26 protein-coding genes are annotated in these 21,199 nt (G+C 71.0%); 16 read left to right on the top strand and 10 right to left on the bottom strand.

Annotation, left to right across the window (positions count from 1 at the left end; translation table 11 throughout):
- Positions 1-83: 83 nt before the first annotated feature.
- From AB0F91_RS36490 to AB0F91_RS36480, 3 genes are all read right to left on the bottom strand, one after another.
- Positions 84-413 (bottom strand): hypothetical protein, encoded by a 330-nt coding sequence (locus AB0F91_RS36490; protein ID WP_360605182.1) that lies wholly within the window; start codon positions 411-413, stop codon positions 84-86.
- A gap of 272 nt (positions 414-685) precedes the next feature.
- Positions 686-892 carry a hypothetical protein gene (locus AB0F91_RS36485; RefSeq protein WP_360605180.1) on the bottom strand — a complete coding sequence of 69 codons (207 nt, stop codon included), beginning with the start codon at positions 890-892 and terminating at the stop codon, positions 686-688.
- 32 nt (positions 893-924) lie between these two features.
- Positions 925-1,407 (bottom strand): hypothetical protein, encoded by a 483-nt coding sequence (locus tag AB0F91_RS36480; protein WP_360605178.1) that lies wholly within the window; start codon positions 1,405-1,407, stop codon positions 925-927.
- Between the two features lie 71 nt (positions 1,408-1,478).
- Here AB0F91_RS36480 and AB0F91_RS36475 point away from each other — a divergent pair, with 71 nt between their 5' ends.
- The 3 genes from AB0F91_RS36475 to AB0F91_RS36465 all read left to right on the top strand — a co-directional run bounded on the left by AB0F91_RS36475 (position 1,479) and on the right by AB0F91_RS36465 (position 4,417).
- Positions 1,479-2,723, top strand: coding sequence for an aminotransferase class I/II-fold pyridoxal phosphate-dependent enzyme (locus AB0F91_RS36475; RefSeq protein WP_360605176.1), 1,245 nt, complete (start codon positions 1,479-1,481; stop codon positions 2,721-2,723).
- Between the two features lie 78 nt (positions 2,724-2,801).
- Positions 2,802-3,923 (top strand): FAD-dependent oxidoreductase, encoded by a 1,122-nt coding sequence (locus tag AB0F91_RS36470; RefSeq protein WP_360605174.1) that lies wholly within the window; start codon positions 2,802-2,804, stop codon positions 3,921-3,923.
- A gap of 41 nt (positions 3,924-3,964) precedes the next feature.
- Entirely contained in the window at positions 3,965-4,417 is a 453-nt protein-coding gene (locus tag AB0F91_RS36465) for a YbjQ family protein (RefSeq protein ID WP_360605172.1), read from the top strand.
- Positions 4,418-4,535: 118 nt separating this feature from the next.
- On the opposite strand, the gene AB0F91_RS36460 is transcribed toward AB0F91_RS36465, so the two are convergent.
- Positions 4,536-6,332, bottom strand: coding sequence for a long-chain fatty acid--CoA ligase (locus tag AB0F91_RS36460; protein ID WP_360605170.1), 1,797 nt, complete (start codon positions 6,330-6,332; stop codon positions 4,536-4,538).
- Between the two features lie 114 nt (positions 6,333-6,446).
- On the opposite strand from AB0F91_RS36460, the gene AB0F91_RS36455 reads away from it, so the two are divergent.
- Genes AB0F91_RS36455 through AB0F91_RS36430 form a run of 6 tightly spaced genes read left to right on the top strand, consistent with a single transcriptional unit; the run spans position 6,447 to position 10,739 of the window.
- Complete coding sequence (locus tag AB0F91_RS36455) at positions 6,447-6,875, top strand: polyketide cyclase / dehydrase and lipid transport (RefSeq protein ID WP_360605168.1); 429 nt, start codon at positions 6,447-6,449, stop codon at positions 6,873-6,875.
- Between the two features lie 9 nt (positions 6,876-6,884).
- Positions 6,885-7,679: a metallophosphoesterase gene (locus tag AB0F91_RS36450; RefSeq protein ID WP_360605166.1), complete on the top strand. Its 795-nt coding sequence runs from the start codon at positions 6,885-6,887 to the stop codon at positions 7,677-7,679.
- Positions 7,680-7,706: 27 nt separating this feature from the next.
- Positions 7,707-8,144, top strand: a complete 438-nt coding sequence (locus AB0F91_RS36445) for an SRPBCC family protein (protein WP_360605164.1) — start codon at positions 7,707-7,709, stop codon at positions 8,142-8,144.
- A 5-nt stretch (positions 8,145-8,149) separates the two neighbouring features.
- Entirely contained in the window at positions 8,150-9,313 is a 1,164-nt protein-coding gene (locus AB0F91_RS36440; RefSeq protein WP_360605162.1) for an ArsA family ATPase, read from the top strand.
- A complete protein-coding gene (locus AB0F91_RS36435) occupies positions 9,306-9,770 on the top strand; it encodes a hypothetical protein (protein ID WP_360605160.1) in 465 nt (154 codons plus the stop codon). The genes AB0F91_RS36440 and AB0F91_RS36435 overlap by 8 nt, the downstream gene beginning before the upstream one ends.
- Before the next feature lie 15 nt (positions 9,771-9,785).
- Positions 9,786-10,739: an ROK family protein gene (locus AB0F91_RS36430; protein ID WP_360605305.1), complete on the top strand. Its 954-nt coding sequence runs from the start codon at positions 9,786-9,788 to the stop codon at positions 10,737-10,739.
- A gap of 77 nt (positions 10,740-10,816) precedes the next feature.
- Here the strand turns inward: AB0F91_RS36430 and AB0F91_RS36425 are convergent, their stop codons facing one another.
- Both AB0F91_RS36425 and AB0F91_RS36420 read right to left on the bottom strand, forming a co-directional pair.
- Positions 10,817-10,984, bottom strand: coding sequence for a DUF397 domain-containing protein (locus AB0F91_RS36425; RefSeq protein WP_360605158.1), 168 nt, complete (start codon positions 10,982-10,984; stop codon positions 10,817-10,819).
- Positions 10,981-11,820: a helix-turn-helix transcriptional regulator gene (locus AB0F91_RS36420; RefSeq protein ID WP_360605156.1), complete on the bottom strand. Its 840-nt coding sequence runs from the start codon at positions 11,818-11,820 to the stop codon at positions 10,981-10,983. Before AB0F91_RS36420 ends, AB0F91_RS36425 begins: the two co-directional genes overlap by 4 nt.
- 130 nt (positions 11,821-11,950) lie before the next feature.
- Between AB0F91_RS36420 and AB0F91_RS36415 the strand changes: the two genes are divergently transcribed.
- The 3 genes from AB0F91_RS36415 (at position 11,951) to AB0F91_RS36405 (ending at position 13,557) form a co-directional block, all read left to right on the top strand.
- Complete coding sequence (locus AB0F91_RS36415; RefSeq protein WP_360605154.1) at positions 11,951-12,214, top strand: zinc finger protein; 264 nt, start codon at positions 11,951-11,953, stop codon at positions 12,212-12,214.
- A 2-nt stretch (positions 12,215-12,216) separates the two neighbouring features.
- Complete coding sequence (locus AB0F91_RS36410) at positions 12,217-12,630, top strand: hypothetical protein (RefSeq protein ID WP_360605152.1); 414 nt, start codon at positions 12,217-12,219, stop codon at positions 12,628-12,630.
- A 69-nt stretch (positions 12,631-12,699) separates the two neighbouring features.
- Positions 12,700-13,557 (top strand): NUDIX domain-containing protein, encoded by an 858-nt coding sequence (locus AB0F91_RS36405; RefSeq protein ID WP_360605150.1) that lies wholly within the window; start codon positions 12,700-12,702, stop codon positions 13,555-13,557.
- Here the strand turns inward: AB0F91_RS36405 and AB0F91_RS36400 are convergent.
- The 3 genes from AB0F91_RS36400 to AB0F91_RS36390 are packed head-to-tail and all read right to left on the bottom strand — an operon-like array spanning position 13,554 to position 15,998.
- Positions 13,554-14,690, bottom strand: a complete 1,137-nt coding sequence (locus AB0F91_RS36400; protein WP_360605148.1) for a glutamate--cysteine ligase — start codon at positions 14,688-14,690, stop codon at positions 13,554-13,556. The genes AB0F91_RS36405 and AB0F91_RS36400 overlap by 4 nt on opposite strands.
- A gap of 10 nt (positions 14,691-14,700) precedes the next feature.
- On the bottom strand, positions 14,701-15,234 hold the full coding sequence (locus tag AB0F91_RS36395) for a hypothetical protein (protein ID WP_360605146.1): 534 nt from the start codon (positions 15,232-15,234) through the stop codon (positions 14,701-14,703).
- Complete coding sequence (locus tag AB0F91_RS36390) at positions 15,234-15,998, bottom strand: alpha/beta fold hydrolase (protein WP_360605144.1); 765 nt, start codon at positions 15,996-15,998, stop codon at positions 15,234-15,236. The genes AB0F91_RS36395 and AB0F91_RS36390 overlap by 1 nt, the downstream gene beginning before the upstream one ends.
- Positions 15,999-16,219: 221 nt before the next feature.
- Between AB0F91_RS36390 and AB0F91_RS36385 the strand changes: the two genes are divergently transcribed.
- Genes AB0F91_RS36385 through AB0F91_RS36375 form a run of 3 tightly spaced genes read left to right on the top strand, consistent with a single transcriptional unit; the run spans position 16,220 to position 18,485 of the window.
- Entirely contained in the window at positions 16,220-16,981 is a 762-nt protein-coding gene (locus AB0F91_RS36385) for a lysophospholipid acyltransferase family protein (RefSeq protein ID WP_360605142.1), read from the top strand.
- Positions 16,982-16,998: 17 nt separating this feature from the next.
- The gene (locus AB0F91_RS36380) at positions 16,999-17,487 is read left to right on the top strand and encodes a polyadenylate-specific 3'-exoribonuclease AS (protein WP_360605140.1); all 489 of its coding nucleotides are present in this window, start codon (positions 16,999-17,001) and stop codon (positions 17,485-17,487) included.
- Between the two features lie 26 nt (positions 17,488-17,513).
- Positions 17,514-18,485, top strand: coding sequence for a S41 family peptidase (locus AB0F91_RS36375; RefSeq protein WP_360605138.1), 972 nt, complete (start codon positions 17,514-17,516; stop codon positions 18,483-18,485).
- A gap of 11 nt (positions 18,486-18,496) precedes the next feature.
- Here the strand turns inward: AB0F91_RS36375 and AB0F91_RS36370 are convergent, their stop codons facing one another.
- On the bottom strand, positions 18,497-19,588 hold the full coding sequence (locus AB0F91_RS36370) for a 3-deoxy-7-phosphoheptulonate synthase (protein ID WP_360605136.1): 1,092 nt from the start codon (positions 19,586-19,588) through the stop codon (positions 18,497-18,499).
- 293 nt (positions 19,589-19,881) lie between these two features.
- On the opposite strand from AB0F91_RS36370, the gene AB0F91_RS36365 reads away from it, so the two are divergent.
- Entirely contained in the window at positions 19,882-20,907 is a 1,026-nt protein-coding gene (locus tag AB0F91_RS36365) for a 6-phosphofructokinase (protein WP_360605134.1), read from the top strand.
- The last annotated feature ends 292 nt before the right edge of the window (positions 20,908-21,199 follow it).

The raw sequence follows: 21,199 nt of genomic DNA, 5'->3' as shown, positions 1-21,199 counted from the left end.
GGCTCTGGCCGATCTCGGCGGGAAGCGGCGCCGCACGTGATCGTGGCCGCGGACAACGGTGGAGTGCAGTGTTCAGCGCTGGGTCAACTCAGCTCCCCGAACCGTCCCTTCGCCCGGTCCGGCGCCGTCGGCAGGTCGTCCCACTGCCGGTCCTGCTCGGTGAGGTACGGGAACACGTATGGATCCGTCACCTCGGCCGGCAGGTCGTCGGGCCGGCAGTCGCAGGCGATGCCGAAGTTGTGGTCGTTGATGGTCTGCGCGAGCGCCGCCGGTTGCGCGTCCCAGACGCCGATCCAGAGGCGGCGCAGCATCGCGGGGTGGGCGACGCCGAAGATCAGGCGGCCGATGTCGAGCGGTTCTCCCGCCGAGATCACCAGGGCGACCGCGTGCGTGCGCTGCTTCTTGCGGGGCAATGGTGAACACCCCGGTGAAGCCGGACCAGGTCTCGACACGGTGGCCCGCGTCGAAGATCGCCGCGCACAAAGTCACCAGCGCCAGGCCGCGGTTGATGATCACCTGGTGGGCGATGCGGTTGGAGTAGGCGGCCGGGATGAGGAAGGTGACGACCTTGCCGCGGCGGGAAACCGGGCGGGGGAGGCGTCGACCATGCACTCGGGTACCCCGGAGAGGGAGGCGCCGATGCCGACCTCGCTGCCGGTGACCTCCCACGACGGTTCCAGCTCGGTCACCTGGTCGCCGAGCTGGAACCGGCGTGCAGCTCGGCGCCGGTGATGCCGGCTTCCGCCAGGGCGACCGGCCGGCCGTCGACGGCCGGCCGCAGAGCCTCCTCCCACGTCGCGCCCGGCCAGGCGGTGCCGGTCTCCCGGCTGCCCGGCGCGCCGATCGTGGGGTGCGCGGTCGCGCGCTCGACGAACTCGTGCCACGACGGCATCGGGGGCGGCGAAACGGGCCGCGTCCGGCCGTTCAGCCGTCCCAGACCGCGGCACCCTGGCGCACCACGGTGACGGGTGCAGGCTCGGCGACCGGCCACAGGTCCACGACGTAGCGGTAGTGCTCGCCGTACTCGTGCTCGTTCCACGTCACGGCCGGCGGGCCACTCTCCACATAGGACACCCGCACGCGGTGACGGCCCGGCGTGAGCTCCAGCACGTGCTCCTGACCCGGGTAGTCGGCCGGACCCGCGAGCGTCACCTTCCCGCCCGGCACGGCGAGGTCGGCCTCGACCACGTGCTCGGCATCGGCCAGGACGGCGGGTGCGGCGGGGTGCACGGCGACGTCCACCTCGACGAGATCGGAGCGCGCGGTGGCGACCGCGAGCGACGACGGCTCCACCGCGATCCGGTGCGAGGTCACCGCCTCGTCGGACCACCCGCCGTCGCCGGGGACCCAGGCGGTGTTGTCCCGCAACGAGAACTGACGCTGATCGGCATGGACCACAAGACGCACGAGACCCCACCGTAGACCCTGGACAGGGGGTCACCCGAAATGGTATCGACGCGCGGTTTAGCGTTGAGCCCATGACCACTGCTCCCGTCGACGTCGACACCGCCCGTCGCGACTACGCGGCGCTCGTCGAGCGCGGCCTCTCCCTGGACATCACCCGCGGCAAGCCGTCCCCCCGGCAGCTCGACCTCTCCGCGGACCTGCTCACGCTGCCCAACGGCGAGTACAAGGCCGAAGACGGCACCGACACGCGCAATTACGGCGGACTCAAGGGCCTGATCGAGCTGCGCCGGATCTTCGCCGGCGCGCTGCAGGTCCCCGTCGACCAGCTGCTCGCGGCCGGCAACTCGAGCCTCGAACTCATGCACGACACCGTGGTGCAGGCGCTGCTGAGCACCCTGCCGGGTGGCGAGCGCCGCTGGGCCGACGAGCTGCGCATCGCGATGCTGTGCCCGGTGCCGGGCTACGACCGCCACTTCGCGCTCGCCGAGCGCTTCGGCATCGAGCTGATCCAGGTCCCGATGACCGACGAAGGCCCGGACATGGACGTGGTCGAGCGCCTTGTGGCCGAGGACGCCGGCATCAAGGGCATCTGGTGCGTGCCCAAGTACTCGAACCCGACCGGCGTCACCTTCTCCGACGAGGTCGCCCGCCGCCTGGCCGCGATGCCCACGGCCGCGCCGGACTTCCGCATCTTCTGGGACAACGCCTACGCCGTGCACCACCTCACGGACACCGAGGTCGAGGTCGCCGACATCCTGGCGCTGTGCGCCGAGGCCGGCAACGCCGACCGCGCGTTCGTCTTCGGCTCCACCTCGAAGATCACGCTCGCCGGCGCCGGCGTCGGGTTCTTCGGCTCTTCGGCGGCCAACATCGCGTGGTGGTCGGGCGTGCTCGCCAAGCGCACGATCGGCCCGGACAAGGTCAACCAGCTGCGCCACGCGATGTTCCTCAAGGACGCCGACGGCGTGCGCGCCCACATGCGCAAGCACGCGGAGATCATCGCGCCGAAGTTCGCGGCCGTCGACCGGATCCTCACCGAGGAGCTGGGCGGCTCGGGCCTGGCCACCTGGACCAAGCCGACCGGCGGGTACTTCATCTCGCTGACCGTGCCCGAGGGCGCCGCCAAGGAGATCGTGCGCCTGGCCAAGGAGGCCGGCGTCGCGTTGACCCCCGCCGGCGCCACGCACCCCTACGGCGACGACCCGAAGGACTCGACGATCCGCATTGCGCCGACCTTCCCCGTGCTTGAAGAGGTCGAGGAAGCCGTGCGCGCGCTCGTCGTCTGCCTGCGCCTCGCCGTCGCCCAGACCGCCTGAGCCACCGAGCCCCCGCTTCGTGCCACCGCCGCCCGGTACGGTCGGCGGTGGCACGGATTCGGGCACTGGGGGATTTCGATGCGCGTTCTCATCGTCGGCGGCGGCGTCGCGGGCACGGTCACGGCGATGGCGCTGCAGCGCGCCGGCCACGAGCCCGTGGTGTTCGAGGCCCATCCCTCCGGAGGAGCCGACGCCGGCGCGTTCCTCACGGTGATGCACAACGGCATGGACGCGCTGAAGGCGATCGATGCCGACGGCCCCGTGAACGACGCGTCGTTCGCCGCGCTCGGCGTCGAGCTGGTCGGGCCGGACGGTACGACGATGGGCACGCGCGAGTTCGACACCGGTGAGCTCGCCGGGCCGCGCACGCTCACCCGTGCCGCGTTGTACCGCACGCTGCAGGAGGAAGCCGGCCGCCGCGGGATCACTGTCGAGCACGGCCGCCGCCTCGTCTCCGCCGAACCAGCTTCCGCCGAAACCGGCGCCTCCGGGGTGGTGGCCACCTTCGCCGACGGGTCCACCGCGACCGGCGACGTGCTCGTGGGCGCCGACGGTGTGCGCTCCGAGGTCCGCACCCTCATCGACCCGGAGGCCGACCGCCCGCGCTTCACCGGCCTCACCGTGGTCTACGGCTACACCCGCGCCGAGGGGCTGCCCACCGCGCCCGGCATCTACCGCATGATCCGCGGCACCCGCGCGGTTTTCGGGTTCACCACCGCGCCCGACGGCGCCACCTTCTGGTTCGCCCGCATCCCCGACACCGAACGCCCACGCGGCGAGATCGCCGCCGTCACGCCGGCCGGCTGGCGCGAGTTCGCCCACGCGGCCTTCGACGGCGATCCACTGCCGTGCGCCGCCATCGTGGCGGCGACCGGCGAGGCGGTCTTCGGTGGCCACTCCTCCGACGTGCCCACCACCCGCGTCTGGTCCACCGACACCATGGTGCTCGCCGGCGACGCGGCCCACGCGGCGTCGCCGGCCGCCGGGCAGGGCGCGTCGATGGCGCTCGAGGACAGCGTGGTGCTCGCGCTGTGCCTGCGCGACCTGCCGGACGCGCCGTCCGCGTTCGCCGCCTACGAGAAGCTGCGGCGCACCCGCGTGGAGAAACTCGTGGCGGCCGGTGCGGGACAGGACGTCGGCGAGGAACGCGGCTGGCTGTACCACCACCACATCGACTGGCACGGGCGAATCACAGGCTGATTCGCGCGTGCGCGGCGCCGCCGGTGGCTACGATCCGGCGCATGAGCCAACCCGCACCTCCCATGCAGTTCCCGATCATGCTGTCCACGATGAACGATCTGCCCGGTTACCGCGTGGTTCGCGTGTTCGGTGAGGTTTTCGGCCTCACCGTCCGCAGCCGCAACATGTTCTCCAACCTCGGTGCCGGCTTCAAGGCCATGGCGGGCGGTGAGCTCAAGGGCCTGTCGAAGCTGCTGTCCGACTCGCGCTACGAGGCGCTGGGCCGCCTTTCGCAGGAAGCCATGGCGCACGGGGCCAACGCCGTGCTCGCGCTGCGCTTCGACTGCAACGAGATCGCCCAGACGGCCAGCGAGATCGCCGCGTACGGCACGGCCGTGTACGTGGTGCCCGAAGGCGCTCCGCAGCAGCCCGGCCAGCAGCAGGGTCAGCTGGCCCCGCACCAGCAGCCGCAGGGCCAGCCCCAGTACCAGCAGCAGCCCTACCCCCAGAACTGAACCCCGAGCACCCCAATGCGGCGTTGGGTGCGTTGAACGCACCGAACGCCGCATTGGGTGCGTTGAACGCACCGAACGCCACATTGGGGTGGGCGGCGGGGGAGGGCCGGGGTGGGGGTTAGCGCTTGTAGAGCGCCTCGATGTCGGACGCGTAGTTCTTGTTCACCACGTTGCGCTTGAGCTTCAGCGAGGGTGTGATCTCGCCGCCGGCCTCGGTGAAGTCCTTGGCCAGCACGGTGAACTTCTTGATCGCCTCGGCGTGCGAGACCTGCTTGTTGGCCTCGTCGACCGCGCTCTGGATCTCCTTGAGCAGATCCTCGTCGGCCGCCAGGTCGGCGACGGTGGCCTGCGCGGGCTTGCCGTGCTGGGTCTTCCAGGAGGGGAAGAACTCCTCGTCGATGGTGACCAGCGCGGCGATGAACGGACGCTGGTCGCCGACCACCATGGCCTGGCTGATCAGCGGCGAGGCCTTCATCGTGTCCTCGAGACCCGACGGCGCGACGTTCTTGCCGCCGGCCGTCACGATGATCTCCTTCTTGCGGCCGGTGATCTTGAGAAAACCCTCGCCGTCCAGCTCGCCCAGATCGCCGGTGTGGAACCACCCGTCGGTGAGCGACTCGGCGGTCGCGGCGGCGTTGTTGTAGTACGCGCCGAACACCACGTTGCCCTTGAGCAGGATCTCGCCGTCGTCGGCGATGCGCACCGAGGTGCCCGCCACGGGCTTGCCGACCGTGCCGACGCGGAACGCCGTCTTGGTGCTGACGGCTGCCGCGGCCGAGGTCTCGGTGAGGCCGTAGCCCTCGAACACCGGCACGCCGATGCCGCGGAAGAAGTGGGCCAGCCGCTCGCCGAGCGGTGCGCCGCCCGAGACCGCGGCGACGCAGCGACCACCCAGCGCCGCGCGCAGCTTGCTGTACACGAGCTTGTCGAACACCAGGTGCTTGGCCCGCAGGCCGAACGCGACGCTGCCCTTGTCCACGGCGTGGCTGTACTCGACCGCGGTGGCCTCGGCCGCGTCGAAGATCTTGCCCTTGCCCTCGCTGTGGGCCTTCTGCTTGGCCGAGTTGTAGACCTTCTCGAACACGCGCGGCACGGCGACCACGAACGTCGGCCGGAACGTGCCGAGGTCGGCGACGAGGTTCTTCACGTCCGGCGTGTGGCCCAGCGTCACGCGGGCCGACAGCGCGGTCACGGCGATCGCGCGGGCCAGGATGTGGGCCAGCGGCAGGAAGCACAGCAGCGAGTTGCCCTGCTCCATGAGCTCGGGGAACGCCTCGATGTCGGCGCGGATCTCGGCCAGCAGGTTGCGGTGCGTGAGCTCGACGCCCTTGGGCCGGCCCGTGGTGCCCGAGGTGTAGACGATCGTGGCCAGCTCGCCCGCGCCGACCTCGCGGCGGCGCGCGTGCAGGGCGTCGTCGGCGACCTCGGCGCCCAGCGCGGTCAGCTCGTCGACCGCGGGGGAGGCGCCTTCGATCTGCCAGGTGTGCTGCAGTGTGGTGAGCCGGTCGCGGATCGCGTCCACGGCCTCGCGGTGCGTGTCGGTCTCCACCAGCACGGCCTTGGCGGCCGAGTCGGACAGGATCCAATGCACCTGCTCGGGTGACGAAGTCTCGTAGATGGGCACGGTGACGGCGCCCGCGGCCCAGATCGCGAAGTCGATCAGCGTCCACTCGTAGCGGGTCTTCGACATCAGCGCGACGCGGTCACCGTGGCCGATTCCGGCGGCGATCAGGCCCTTGGCGACGGCCGCGACCTGGTCGGCGAAGTCCTTGGCCGTCACGTCCAGCCAGGTGCCCTCGACCTGCCGGCGGAAGCTCACGACGTCGGAGAACCGCTCGGCGTTCGCCCAGACGACGTCGGCCAGGTTCTCGTCGTCGGTCACCGGCTTCCCGGCGGGGGCGCTGTATTCGCGCACGTGGACCTCCGTGTTCGACGCGTGCGGTGTTACCCGCCGGTCAACTTAGCTTGCCGTAGACCTTAAGACCACGCCGCGCCGACCCGCCGGACGAGGTCGTGACATTCTGCGCCTGTGAACCCCGGACCACCCGCTCTCGATCTCGTGGACGAAACCTTCATCGTGGTGCCGCCGAGCACGATCGCCGCGGCGTTCGCGGACCCCGCAGCCTGGCGGCGGTATTGGCCCGACCTGTCGCTTCAGGTGTACACCGACCGTGGCGACAAGGGTTTGCGCTGGACCGTGACGGGTGCGCTCGTCGGTACGATGGAGGTCTGGCTGGAACCCGTGCTCGACGGCACCGTGCTGCACTACTTCCTGCGCGCAACGCCCGCCGGCCCCGGCGGTGCGCCGCGGACCCTGACTCCGCGTGAGCTGCGCCGGGAGTTCGACCGGCGGGCTCGCGCGGCGAAGCACCTCGCGCTGGAGCTCAAGCACGTCCTCGAGGACGGGCGCGAGCCCGGGGTCCCGCCGCGGGCCGACGACCTTGAGACCACTGACTAGGAGGGTCTTGTGCGGGTTCACGTCGTTTCGGACGTGCACGGCAACGCCGACGCGCTGAAGCGGGCGGGTGAGGGGGCCGACGCGCTGGTCGTGCTCGGCGACCTGCTGGACTTCGTCGACTACCGCGAGCACGACAAGGGCATCATGGGTGCCCTCTTCGGCGCGGAGAAGGTGGCGCAGTTCGCGCGCCTGCGGCGCGAGGGCACCCGCGACGAGACGGTGGCCTACTCGCGCACGCTGTGGGCCACGCTCGACGACCCGGCCTCGGCCGTGGACGAGGCCGTGCGCGAGCAGTACGCCACGCTGTTCGCCTCGATGACCGCGCCGACCTACGCCACACCCGGCAACGTCGACTCGCCCGCGCTGTGGCCGGAGTTCGTCGGCGACGGCGTGCAGGTGCTCGACGGCGAGGTCACCACCATCGGCGGCCTGCGCTTCGGGTTCGTCGGGGGAGCGGTCCTGCCCGAGGGCGTGGTGCCGCGGCCGCGCAGGGGCGCCGCCTGGCGGCCCTACCTGCGGGCCCGTGAGGAGTTCGACGAGGGCGTAGCCAAGCTGTCGGACGTCGACGTGCTCTGTACGCACATTCCGCCGGCCGTCGCCGAGCTGACCTACGACGTGGTCGCGCGGCGCGCCGAGCTGGGCTCGCGGGCACTGCTGGAGCTCATCCGCGAGCAGCGGCCGCGCTGGTCGGTGTTCGGCCACGTGCACCAGCCGCTGGCCTCTCGGCGGCGGCTCGGTTACACCGAGTGCCGTAACGTGGGTCACTTCAAGGAGACTGGGCAGCCCTACGTGCTGCGCTGGTGACGTGGCTCTCCGGCTACGCTTCGTCCCATGGCCGAGCAGTCCACGCAGTCCATCGAGGTCGACGCCGAGCCCCAACGGGTGATGACGGTGATCGCCGACTTCCCCGCGTACCCGGAGTGGGCGAAGGCCGTTCGGGAGGCCGAGGTGCTCGGCACCGACGACGCCGGGCGGGCCAAGCAGGTGAAGCTGACCCTGGACGCCGGACCGATCAAGGACGTCTACACGCTCGAGTACGACTGGGACGCGACCGGGCTCGGCGTGAGCTGGCACCTGGTCAAGGGTCAGATGCAGAAGGCGCAGAACGGCCGCTACGCGCTCGAAGCGCTGCGTGACGGGCGCACGAAGGTCACCTACACGCTCTCGGTGGAGCTGGCGCTGCCGATGATCGGCCTGCTCCGGCGCAAGGCCGAGAAGATGGTGATGGACACGGCGCTCAAGGAGCTGAAGCGACGGGCCGAAGGCTAGGCGACATGCGGATCCTGCTGTTCACCGGCAAGGGGGGTGTCGGGAAGACCACGCTCGCCGCGGCCACCGCCACCGCGCTCGCCGAGCGCGGCAGGAAGACCCTCGTGGTCTCGACCGACCCGGCCCACTCGCTCGGCGACGCGTTCGGCGCGGCGCTGGGCCCGGAACCGTCCGAAGTGGACGTCCGCCGGGACGGCTCCCCGGCGGGCCTGTGGGCCGCCCAGGTCGACTCCCGCGCGCTGGCCGACCGGACGTGGCACGAGCTGCGCGACCAGCTGCGCACGCTGCTGGCCGGCGCCGGGCTCGACACGCTGGACGCCGAGGAGCTGACCGTGCTCCCGGGCGTCGACGAGCTGCTCGCCCTCGGCGAGGTGCAGCGGCTGGCCGGGCAGGGGCCGTGGGACACCGTGGTGGTCGACTGCGGTCCGACCGCCGAGACGCTGCGCCTGCTGGCGTTGCCCGAGGCCGTCGCGGGGTACCTGAACAAGGCCTACGGCCGCCGCGGCCGGGTCGCCGGGTCCGTGCGGCGCCTGGGCGCGCACCTGGACTCGCTGCGCGAGCTGCTCACCGACCCGTCCGTGACCACCGTGCGGCTGGTGCTCACGCCGGAGCGCGTGGTGGTCGCCGAGGCCCGCCGCACGCTCACTTCGCTGGCCCTGCGCGGCATCGCCGTCGACGGCCTGATCGCCAACCGCCTCATGCCCGAGCCCGGGTTCTGGCGCGGTTCGGCGGCCACCTGGCTGCGCACGCGGCGCGCCCAGCAGGACGCCGTGCTGGCCGAGCTCGCGGCCGCCGGGTTCGGGCCGGCCGACCTCGCGCGCGTCGAGCACCGGGCGAGCGAACCGGTGGGCGCCGACGCGCTCGCCGAGCTGGCCCGCGAGCTCTACGGCACACGGCATCCCTTGTCCGGCACCGGAAAGCCCGTGACGCCGCTGCTGCAGGTGACGCCGGAGGCCGACGGCTTCCGGCTGCGTGTCGCGATCCCGCTGCGGCGGGAGTCCGACGTGGACCTCGCGCGCGTGGACGACGACCTGGCGATCACCGTCGACGGCTTCCGCCGGCTGATCGCCCTGCCGGAGACGCTGCGGCCGTGCCGGATCACCGGCGCGGAGTCCGACGGAGGTGGCCTGGTCATCAGCCTGGCCGGAACCGGGGTCGCGCGTGAGTGAACAGGACGAGCCCGGATACGCCGCCGAAGGCCTGCGGCTGGCGGAGGAGATCCGCCTGCTGGTGGAGCTGGTGGTCGAACGGGCCGCGCCGTGGCTGGACGGCCTGATGGCCGCTGGGCACGGCCGCGACGAGGTCCACGAGCCGTCGCACGACACGGAGCCGGGTGCCTCGGGGAGTCCGGGGTGCGGCTGGTGCCCGTTGTGTGCGATCGTCGCCGTCGTGCGAGGTGAACGGCCGGAGTTCGCCGCCCGGCTGCTGGAGCAGGCGGCGCAGCTGGTGGCGTTGCTGCGGGCGGTGCTCGCGGACCGCTGGGAGCCCGACGAGGGTGTGCACATGCCTGGCTTCCGGCCCCCACCCCACCACGCGGCGCACGCGGACGATCCGGGAGCCGCCGCCCGGGTGCAGCACATCGCCGTCCGCAAGCGGGAAGACTGGCGGCCGGAGCGGGAGAACTGAGTGCTGACGATTGGGGTGGACGTCGGCGGCACGAGTGTGCGCGCCGGTGTGGTGGACGAGCGGGGATCGCTCCTGGACACCGCACGCGTCGGGACACCGAGTGAGGAGAACGCCCTCGAGGACGCCATCGCCGGCGTCGTCGAGGACCTGCGCAACCGCCACGACGTCGCCGCCGTGGGCCTGGCCGTTGCCGGGTTCGTGGCGCGCGACCGCCGGTCGGTGATGTTCGCGCCGCACCTCGCGTGGCGCGACGCGCCGGTGGCCGACCGTATCGAGAAGCGTGTGGGCCTGGCGGTGACGCTGGAGCACGACGTGAACTCGGCCGTGGTCGGCGAGCACCGCTTCGGCGCGGCCCGCGGCGCGCAGGTGGCGGCGCTGGTCGCGCTGGGCACGGGCATCGGCGCCGGGCTGCTGCTCGACGGCGAGATCTACCGCGGCGCCTACGGCGTCGCCCCCGAGCTGGGCCACCTGACCGTGGTGCCGGGCGGGCGCGCGTGCCCGTGCGGCAAGTACGGCTGCTGGGAGCGCTACTGCAGCGGCACGGCGCTGGCCGCCACCGCCGTCGAGCTGCTGGCGCGCTACCCGGGCCGCTCCACAGTTCTTTCGCGCGAGGTCGCGGGCGACCCCGGCTCGGTCACGGGCCGCCGCGTCGCCGGCGCCGCTCGCGACGGCGACCCGATCGCGTTGCGCGCGATGGCCGAGTTGGCCAAATGGCTGGGCGAGGGCCTCGCGCTGGTCGCGGACGTGTTCGACCCCGAGATCATCGTGATCGGCGGCGGCGTGTCCGAGTCGGCTCCGCTGTTCCTCGACGAGGCGCGTGAGCACTACGCAGGAGCCATCACCGGCGCGCGTTACCGGCCGCTGGCCCGCATCCGCACGGCCCACCTCGGCGACGACACGGCGATCGTCGGCGCCGCGGCCCTGGCCCTTGACGCGGCCAAGGCCCCGGTCGCCGAGGTCGCCGGCTGACGCTACCCGGCTGACGCTTTCCGGACGCGGAAGTGCCCCAGCACCGTCGGGATGCTGGGGCACTTCCACCGCAACGGTCAGAGGCGTTCCAGGAACGCCCGCCACGCCTCCCCGGCGATCAGCAGGGAGCCGCCCTCGCGGTCCTTGGAGTCACGCACACCGGCCTCTTCGGAAAGCGTGCGCACCTCGACGCACTGACCTTGCTGGCCGCTGTACGACGACGTCCGCCAGACACCTTCGTTCATCCCGTTTGCTCCAACTCATCCGCGATTTTCGCGATGGCGCGCACCGAAGCTACAGCGCCCATCGCGTCACGGCGGATTCGCTCCGCCGCTTCCACGTAGTCTTTCACGTCGCGGGTATTGGTCAGTGTCGTCGACGAGCGGTACTGCTCGACGTGGACCACTGTCGTCGAATCCGAGCGGATGAGGTCGAAGCCGCCTTCCCTCGCCGGGTGATAGCCCAGCCGGAATGGCAGCAGCTGAATCGAGATGTGGGAAAGCTCGGCCACCTCGCAGAGATCGCGCAGCTGCCTCACCGCCACACCGGGTGGACATGCCGGGTACCGGATCGCCTGCTCGCCGATGACTGTTTCGTATCGCGCGCTGCCGTCGAGATGCCTCCGCCGTCGTGCTGCTCGTAGTTCGAGCTTGCCGTCGATCTCGGCTTCCGGCATGTCACCGTCGAGCATCATCACGCGGGTGTACTCCGGGATCTGCAACGGTCCGGGGATCAACGACGGCTGATACGAGAAGATGTCATTCGCGACCGTTTCGTATTCGGTGACCACCGCCAGGTCCCGGGCGATGCCGGGGATCAGCCAGTTCGGGTCCGTTCCGTCGCGGAAGAGGCGAAGCGCCTGGCTGGTTTCCTCGCTCGAGGCGCCGGTGACCGTCAGGGTTCGTTCCAGCTCGGCCTGTTCCTCGAAGCCGAGTTCGCCGCGCTCGCGGCGCGAGATGTGTGAGTGCGATCGGTTCACCAGCTCCGCCACTTGCGGCTGAGTAAGACCGGCACGCTTGCGAATCCTGCGCAAAAGTACGCCGAGTTCGACCTGCCGGGGTGTCGCACGTGTGCTGGGCATGCACAAACTTTACCAGGAAGTGTGCAACCCATTCGGGTGTATTTACACCCCGAATCTTGCCAGCTGTGCATGCACAGAAGAAAATCATCGCGAGCAAAGAAGTGCTGGCCGATCACCCGGGGAGGGCTCCATGTACGTGTGGCAGCAAGCGGAAGGGCAACGTCACGCGAGAGCGGCCCTGCACCTCGGCCCGCTCGACGCCGGGGCGACGTTCACCGCTTTGTGCGGCTCGGAGCCGAGCGTGGGGGAGAACGACGTCCACGGTCCGGGTAAACCCTGGCTCGACCCGGCGTGCCCACCCTGCGACGCGGCTTTCCGGCGCGTGCTGGGGATTCCGGACCCTCGCCCGAAGGTCGCGCCGCGCGCGGCCGGACTCTCGAAGGCGCGGGGCTGATCATGACCGCACGACTTCGCGTCGCGGGCGAGGACCCGCAGGGCGAGTCCGGTGCCGAGGCTGCCGACTCCGCGCGCACCTCCGCGTCGGCACCGCCGGCTGTGGACGCCTCGACCCCTGCCGCCACGTCGGGTGGCGGCAGGGCCACCGCGTCCCGGGGCACTCGGGAACCCCGGCCGAGTGCCCCGGGACTCACCACCGGTGAGCAGCGCATGCTCGAAGAACTCCTGGACTCGGCCGACTCCGTGACCTACGGACTGTCGATCCGCCTGGCCGGCGTCGTCTTCCGGATCCGGGAAAACCAGCCGCCGAGCCGGCTCGAACTGGAAGTTCTCCGCAAGCGCGCGGGCCGGCTGAAGGACAACCTCGACGCCTGCACGGTGTTCGTCGCGGAACGGCTCGGCGAACGCGGCTGACGATCACAGTCGTCCGCCTGAAGGCTGCGTCCGGTGGGCTTCCTGTGGAAGGCTGGCCGGGTGACGCCGATGACCGCCAACCGGTTCGTGCGGTGTTCGTGCGGGCGGCTGCACTGGGGTGCGCACGGCGCGGCCGGGCTCCTTCTGTCCGATCCTGCCCGCGGGGTGCTGCTGCAGCGGCGCGCCTGGTGGGTGCACAACGGCAGCACCTGGGCCCTGCCGGGCGGCGCGCTGGAGACGGGCGAAACCGCGCGTGAGGCGGCGGCCCGCGAGGCGTGGGAAGAGGCTGACGTGCCGAAGACCGCGTTCCGCGCGCTGTCGGCGTCGGTGCTCGACCACGGGACCTGGCGCTACACCACCGTGCTCGGCGTCGCCGACAGCTCGCTCGACGCGCGCGTGGCCAACCAGGAGAGCGCCGAGCTGCGCTGGGTCGCGCCCGACGAGGTGGCCGAGCTGCCATTGCACCGCGACTTCGCCGAGTCGTGGCCGCAGCTGCGCGAACAGCTCGGCCGCGAGCTCGTGCTGATCGTCGACGGGGCGAACGTGGTGGGTTCCCGGCCCGACGGCTGGTGGCGAGACCGCCGCGGCGCCGCCGAACGCCTGCGCGACCGGCTCGCCCTGCTCGCCGAGCGCGGGATCGCCGACGACGTCGCAGGCATCGGCGCCGGGCCGACGTGGGAGTGGTGGCCGCGGCTGATCCTCGTCGTCGAGGGCCAGGCGCGCGGCGTCGATCCGGTCACCGGCGTCGAGATCGCGACAGCTCCCGCGGACGGCGACTCGCACATCGTCGAGGCCACCGCGCAGGCCCGGCCGGGCGACCACGTCGTGGTGGTCACGGCCGACCGCGAGCTGCGGTCCCGGGTCGCCGCACTGGGCGCGTCGATCATGGGCCCGGGCACGCTGCTGCGCGAGCTGGACGCCGGCTAACGGGCGATCCCGTCGCGCATCTCCGCGACCAGCGACGCGACAACGGCTTTCAGGGAACCGTGGTGCTGCTTGGCCACCGCGCGCTGGCGCCGGTAGCTCGGCCCGTACTTCAAGATCGTCTCGACGTCGCGCAGCTCGGCCACGCAGTCGAGCCGCCGCGCGACGGGTTCGAGTTTCTCCAGCAGGTCGGTCAGGTCGTCGGTGACGAGCCGTTCGCGGCCGGCGGCGTCGAGAATGATGATCGCGTCCGTGCCGTAGCGGGCGGCGCGCCACTTGTTCTCCTGCACGTGCCACGGCGGCAACGTCGGGAGCCGCTCGCCGTGGTCGAGGCGTGTGCTGAAGTCCTCGACGAGGCACTGCGTCAGCGCGGCGATCGCGCCGACCTCCTCCAGCGTCGGCACTCCGTCGCACACGCGCATCTCGATCGTGCCGAAGTGCGGCGCGGGCCGGATGTCCCAGCGGATCTCGGAGAAATGGTCGATCACGCCGGTGGTGAACATGTCGTCGACGTAGTGCTCCAGCTCCGCCCACTCGCGGAACTGGAACGGCAGCCCGGCCGTGGGCAGCTGCTGGAACATCAGCGCGCGGTTCGACGCGTAGCCGGTGTCCTCCGCGCCCCAGTACGGCGAGGACGCCGAGAGCGCCTGCAGGTGCGGCGCGTAGTTGAGCAGCGCGTCGAGCACCGGCAGCACTTTGTCGCGGTGGTCCAGGCCGACGTGCACGTGGACGCCGTAGATCAGCATCTGCCGGCCCCACCACTGGGTGCGGTCGATGAGCTTGGCGTAGCGCGCCTTGTCGGTCACCTTCTGGCGGTACCAGTTGGAGAACGGGTGCGTGCCCGCCGAGAACAGCTCCACGCCCAGCGGGTCGGTCACCTTGTGCACGACGTCGAGCGATTCGGCCAGATCGGCCTTCACCTCGGCGACGGTGGTGCAGACGCCGCTGATCACCTCGATGGTGTTGAGCAGCAGCTCCTGCTGGATCTTGGGATGCTCGTCGGCGCCGTCGGGGCGCACCGCCTCGAGGATCCGTTCCGCGACCGAGGCCAGCTCGCCGCTGCGCCGGTCCACCAGGGCAAGCTCCCACTCCGCGCCGATCGTCGAACGCCGCGAAGGATTGAAGTCGATCCGCATACCCGCCTGGTCAGACCTGGGCGCCGTTGGTCGGGTCGGCACCCGGCGGCGGGCCTTGGCGCACCCGCAGCAGCAGGAGCGCGATGGCGGTGGCGAGCGCGAGGATCCCCAGCGGCGTCGCCAGCGCGGGCCCGACGCCGATCAGGTTCGGCACGATCAGCAGCAGCAACCCGACCACGAAGAACAACAGCACCACGAACGCGCCCTTGCGTGGCCGCGGCAGTGGCGGCGGCTCGGGCGGCACGAAGTGCTCGTCGTCCTCGGCCGGGTCGTCGCTGAACATCGTGGCGTCCCACGTGGTGCCGCCGGAACGCCAGGTGTCGCCGGTCTCGGGTGCCTTCTCGGGCTTGTCGGGCTTCGGGTCGGTCTTGGCGACCGGCGGCGCGGCCGGGTCGCCGCCCTGCTCGCCGGCCGTGTCGTCGGCGAGTTCCAGCGCGTCCTCTTCGAGGAACAAACCCACGCCCTCGGCACGCAGGTCGGCCACGATCTCGGCGAACGTGGCGTCGACGTCCTCGGGTCCGTCCGTGCCTTTCCCCCGGGTCATCAGGCACCCACCTGTCCCGCCCGCAGCGCCCGGGCGAAGTCGACACTGCGGCTGAAGATCAGTTCCGCGTCGTTGTCCTGCGTCGCGACGTGGAAGCTGCTCTCGAGCACCACCTCGGTCACGTCCGTGCTGGCGACGCCGGCCAGCACGATCCGCGAGTTCTCCGGCTCCACCACGTGGTCGACGGCGGAGCGCAGCAGCAGCACCGGCTGCGTGACCTTGCCCAGGTCGGCGCGCACGAGCCGCCACAGGCGCGCCAGGCTCGCGGCGGCGCGCACCGGCGTGCGCGGGTAGGCCAACTCCGTCACGCCGGGCTTGGCGATGTCGTTGGCGATCGCGGGGATCGACGGGATCACGCGCGCGAGCAGCGGCAGCAGCTTCGCGGCGGCGCTCAGCCGCGTGACCGAAGGGTTGACCAGCACGATCCCGGCGATCCGGTCGCCGAACTCCTCGGCGAGGCGCAGCGTGAGCGTGCCACCCATCGACAAGCCGCCGACGAACACGGTGTCGTTTTCGGCCAGCAGGGCGAGCAGCTCCTCGCGGACGGCGCCGTACCAGTCTTCCCACGTGGTCCGGTTCAGGTCCTGCCAGCGCGTGCCGTGTCCCGGCAGCAGCGGGCAGCGCACGCTGAACCCGGCCTCGGCCAGGTGGTCGCCCCAGGCCCGCAGCCCGGCCGGCGTTCCGGTGAAGCCGTGGCACAGCAGGAACCCGGCCCCGGAGGAACCAGTGTGGGCGAACGGTTCCGCGCCGGCGAGCACGCCCATGACGAACGCCCTTCCGATCGAAGCGGTGTAGGTCCTCCATGCTCTCACGGTCGAGTGGTCTTGTGGGGCCCCGGCCGGTGCCCGGAACTGCTTGGTACCGCTGTGAGATCGATCGCTGCCACGCAGTAGCGGCTCGTCCCGCATTGTGCGCGGACCTCCGGGTTTCGTAGGGTTGACCACTGGGAACTCGGACGTCGAGCCTCGGGAAGGACTAGAGCGCGGTGCTGTACTGGCTCATGAAGTTCGTGTTCATCGGACCACTGCTCAAGACGTTGTGGCCGACGAAGGTCGTCGGCGCCGAAAACATCCCGGAGACCGGCGGCGCGATCCTCGCCGGCAACCACTTGGCCGTGGCCGACTCGTTCTTCATGCCGCTGCGTGTGAAGCGCAAGGTCACGTTCCCGGCGAAGTCGGAGTACTTCACCGAGCCGGGCTTTAAGGGCCTGCTCAAGAAGTGGTTCTTCACCGGCGTGGGCCAGTTCCCCATCGACCGCTCCAGCGGCAACGCGGCGCAGGCCGCGCTCGACACCGCCATCCGGCTCGTGAAGCAGGGCCACCTGCTCGGCATTTACCCCGAGGGCACGCGCTCGCCCGACGGCCGCCTCTACAAGGGCAAGACCGGCGTCGCCCGCATCGCGCTGGAGTCCAAGGGCCTGGTCGTGCCCGTCGCCATGATCGGCACCGACAAGGTCAACCCGATCGGCTCCAAGATGTGGTGGCCGCGCCGCCTCGAGATCCGCTTCGGCGCGCCGCTCGACTTCTCCCGCTACGACGGCCTGGCCGGTGACCGCTTCATCGAGCGTTCGATCACCGACGAGATCATGTACGCCCTGATGGAGCTCTCGGGCCAGGAGTACGTGGACATCTACGCGGCGAAGGCCAAGGAGCTGCTCGCCGCCGAAGCTTCCGGCGCCAAACCGAAGGTGCCTGCACAGCCCTCCAACCGTGACGCCGACCGGGTCCCCGAGACCAAGGCCGGCTAGCACACTAAGGTTCACCGGTGCGTTTTTTCTACGACACCGAGTTCATCGAGGACGGCGTGACGATCGACCTGGTTTCGATCGGTGTCGTTGACGAGCGCGGCCGCGAGTTCTACGCAGTGTCGACCGACTTCGACCCCGCCAAGGCGGGCCCGTGGGTGCGCGACAACGTGCTGCCTAAGCTGCCCTCTCCCGCGGACCAGGCGTGGCGCAGCCGCGAGAAGATCCGGGAGGACCTGCTCGAGTTCTTCGGCAAGCCCCCGGGCGGCATCGAGCTGTGGGCCTGGTTCGCCGCCTACGACCACGTCGCCCTCGCCCAGCTGTGGGGCCCGATGCCCGCCCTGCCGCGCCAGCTGCCCCGCTTCACGCGCGACCTGCGCCAACGCTGGGAAGACGCGGGCAAACCGAAGCTGCCCGCCGCCCCGACCGACCAGCACGACGCGCTCGCGGACGCCCGGCACAACTTCCAGCGCTGGGAGATCATCGAATCGGCGTTCCGGCGCCGCTGAGTTTTTTCGCGACTGGGGGGTCGTCAATGCGGCGGACGCTTGCTGGGTTCGTGGTGCTGGTGTTGGTGCTCGGTCTGGTCACGGCCGCGGCGGCACCTCGGCCTGATCCGGCGCGCGATTATCTGCTCAACGCCCTTGGTCTGCTCCGCACTTACTCGATCGACCGGGATTTCGTGGACTGGCCCGCTGTCGAAGCCGAAGCTCTGCGCCGGACGACCGGCGTGACGGCACCAGCGGGCACGTACTCGGCGATTCGCACTGTGATCGCCGAGCTGGGCAACCCGCACACCAGGCTGATCGGTCCCGCCCAGGCCGTTCCTGCTCCACCGGCGAGCATCGAGGTGCCGAGCAGCCGGACCCTCGGAGACGTTGCCGTGCTGACGGTGCCCGAGTTCCATCAAGATCCGGCGGACGAGCGCCGGTACGTCGCGGCCGGGATCGCCGCGGCGCAGTCCGCCGAGGCGCGCCGCCCGTGCGGGTGGATCGTCGACCTGCGCGACAACGGCGGCGGGGACATGGTGCCCATGCTCACGGTCGTCGCGCCACTGCTGGACGAGGGTGTCCTCGGCTCGTTCAAGGGCCTCGACGGGGCCGCCTCCTGGATCCTGCGTGCGGGCCGGGTGCTGGTCCCGGGCCGGCTGGCCGTCGACCCGGTGAATCCGCTGCGGTTGGCCGGCCCGCGCCCACCGGTGGCCGTGCTCACCTCCGCCCGCACCGGCAGCTCAGGTGAGGCGACGCTCATCGCCTTCCGTGGTCTCGCCCGCGCGACCACGTTCGGCCAGGCCACCGCGGGCTTCGCGACCGGAAACGCGGTCTTCCGACTCAGCGACGGGGCCGAACTGGTGGTCACGACCGTGCAGGAAATGGACCTGGCCGGCCGCGTGTACGGCAACACCCCGATCGAACCCGACCACCCGCTACCCGCGACCGCGACCACCGACGAGGTGATCGCGGCCGCTTCGGCGTGGCTCCACACCCAACCCGGCTGTACCCGCTGACCGAACGAGACTCAGCGCCGCGCCCGCACCGCACCCGCCAGCGTGTCCAGCAGATCCGCCGTCGTGTCCCAGTCGAGGCAGGCGTCGGTGATCGACTGGCCGTACGTGAGTTCCGAAGCGTGGCCCAGGACGAGCTTCTGGGCGCCCGCAGTCAGGAAGCTCTCCATCATCAGCCCGACGATCCCGCGCTCGCCCGCGGCGATCCGCTCGGCCAGCTCCAGCACGACCTCGCGGGAGCGAACGTGGTCCTTGTTGCTGTTGCCGTGGCTCGCGTCGATGATCACGCGCTCCGGCAGGCCCGACTTGGCGAGCCGGCCGAGGGTCTCGGTCACCGAGGCGGCGTCGTAGTTCGGACCCTGCGAGCTGCCGCGCAGGATCACGTGGCAGTCGGGGTTGCCGGAGGTGGTCAGCAGTGCGGCGAGGCCGTCGACGTTGATGCCCGGGAACACGTGCGACGCGGCGGCCGCGCGGGTGGCGTCCACTGCCACCTGGATGTCGCCCTCCACCGAGTTCTTGATGCCCACCGGCATCGACAGCGCGCTGCACATCTGGCGGTGCACCTGGCTCGCGGCCGTGCGCGCGCCGATCGAGCCCCACGTGACGATGTCGGCGATGAACTGCGGCGTGATCGGGTCCAGGAACTCACAGCCCACCGGCAGGCCGAGCGCCGACACGTCGAGCAGCAGCTTGCGGGCCAGGCGCAGGCCCTTGTTCACGGCGAAGGTGCCGTCGAGGTCGGGGTCGTTGATCAAGCCCTTCCAGCCCAGGGTGGTGCGCGGCTTCTCGAAGTACACGCGCATCACGATGTGCAGGTCGCCGCGCAGCTGCTCGGCCTTGGCGGCCAGCTTGTGGGCGTACTCGATCGCGGCTTCGGGGTCGTGGACCGAGCACGGGCCCACGACCACGGCCAGGCGGTCGTCGCGGCCGTCGAGGATGTCGACGGTCTCGGTGCGGCCGGCGTGCACGACCTTCGCCACGGCGGGGTCCACGGGATGGTCTTCGCGGAGCAGCGCGGGGGAGATCAGCGGGCTGATCGACGTGGTGCGCTGGTTGTCGAGGGTGCTCGCGTCGGCGGGCCCGGCGGTCAGCTGCGGGGTGGTCACGGCGGGTGGTTCCTTCCTGATGGACACCGACCCGCGGGAACTCGCCGAGCCGGTTTCGAATCCGGCTCGGGGGTGGGAAGTCAGCGCAGGTTCACGCGGCCGCACCCACCCGGGGCCGGCTTCGTAAACCAGAAATAGCGCTGCACGCCGATCAAGCTAGCACATGCGGCCGCTACGTGGGCACGAGGACCGATTCGCCAGGTGGTACGCCCTGCACCGATCCAGACGATTGCCGCTACTCTGGCGGCGAAATGTGACTGCGATCTCCAACGTGACGAAGACGGAGGCAAGAGATGCGTGTCGGTGTGCTGACGGGTGGCGGTGACTGCCCGGGCCTGAACGCGGTGATCCGCGCGGTGGTCCGCAAGGGCATCGAGGTGCACGGCTGGGATTTCGTCGGCTTCCGCAACGGGTGGCAGGGACCGCTCACGGGCGAGAGCAAGCCGCTCGGCCTGCGCGACGTCGAGGACATCCTCACGCGTGGCGGCACGATCCTGCGCTCGTCGCGGACCAACCCGTACAAGGTCGACGGCGGTGTCGAGAAGATCAAGGCCGTGCTCGCCGAGCAGGAGATCGACGCGCTGATCGCGATCGGCGGCGAGGACACCCTCGGCGTCGCGAAGCGCCTCACCGACGACGGCATCGGCGTCGTCGGCGTGCCCAAGACGATCGACAACGACCTGGGCGCCACCGACTACACCTTCGGCTTCGACACCGCCGTCTCCATCGCCACCGATTCGATCGACCGGCTGCACACCACGGCCGAGTCGCACCACCGCGCGTTGGTCGTGGAGGTCATGGGCCGCCACGCCGGCTGGATCGCCCTGCACTCCGGCCTGGCCGGCGGCGCGAGCGTGATCCTGGTGCCGGAGCGCCACTTCTCCGTGGACCAGGTCGTGGAGTGGGTCGAGCGCCGCTTCGAGAACGAGTACGCGCCGATCATCGTCGTCGCCGAGGGCGCGCTGCCCGAGGGCGGCGAGGAGAAGCTGGTCACCGGCGAGAAGGACGCCTTCGGGCACGTCCGCCTCGGCGGCATCGGCACCTGGCTGGCCGACGAGATCGCGCACCGCACCGGCAAGGAGTCGCGCGCGGTCGTGCTGGGCCACGTCCAGCGCGGTGGCACCCCGACCGCCTACGACCGCGTGCTCGCCACCCGCTTCGGCCTGCACGCCGTGGACGCGGTGGCCGACGGCGACTTCGGCGTGATGGTGGCGTTGAAGGGCACCGACATCGTCCGCGTGAAGCTCTCCGAGGCGACCGCCGAGCTGAAGACGGTGCCGCTGGAGCGCTACGAAGAGGCCGAAGTCTTCTTCGGCTGAGTCTCTCCCACGCCGGGTGGGGCCAGTCCCACCCGGCGCGCGGGATTCGCGATGGTGCTCGTCGATCGGTGCGGGCGCCGCCCGGTGGTTTCCGGTGGCGGACTTGGCTTTGGCGGCCACTCCAGGCTCCACTGTGGATGGAGCGCTCCGGGCAGCTCGTGGATGTCCGGCCGCCGGACACGGCCGGCGGCTCCTCGCCTAGTACTGCAACGGCGGTTAGGTGAGTGGGTAGCCGCGTCGTTTGTAGTGGCTGAGTCGGGCTTGGTGTTGTCGTCTGCGGCGGAAGCGTGAC

It is taken from the genome of Amycolatopsis sp. NPDC023774, from assembly GCF_040639695.1.
GTDB lineage: Bacteria > Actinomycetota > Actinomycetes > Mycobacteriales > Pseudonocardiaceae > Amycolatopsis.
This window is presented reverse-complemented; position numbering and strand designations above follow the sequence as displayed.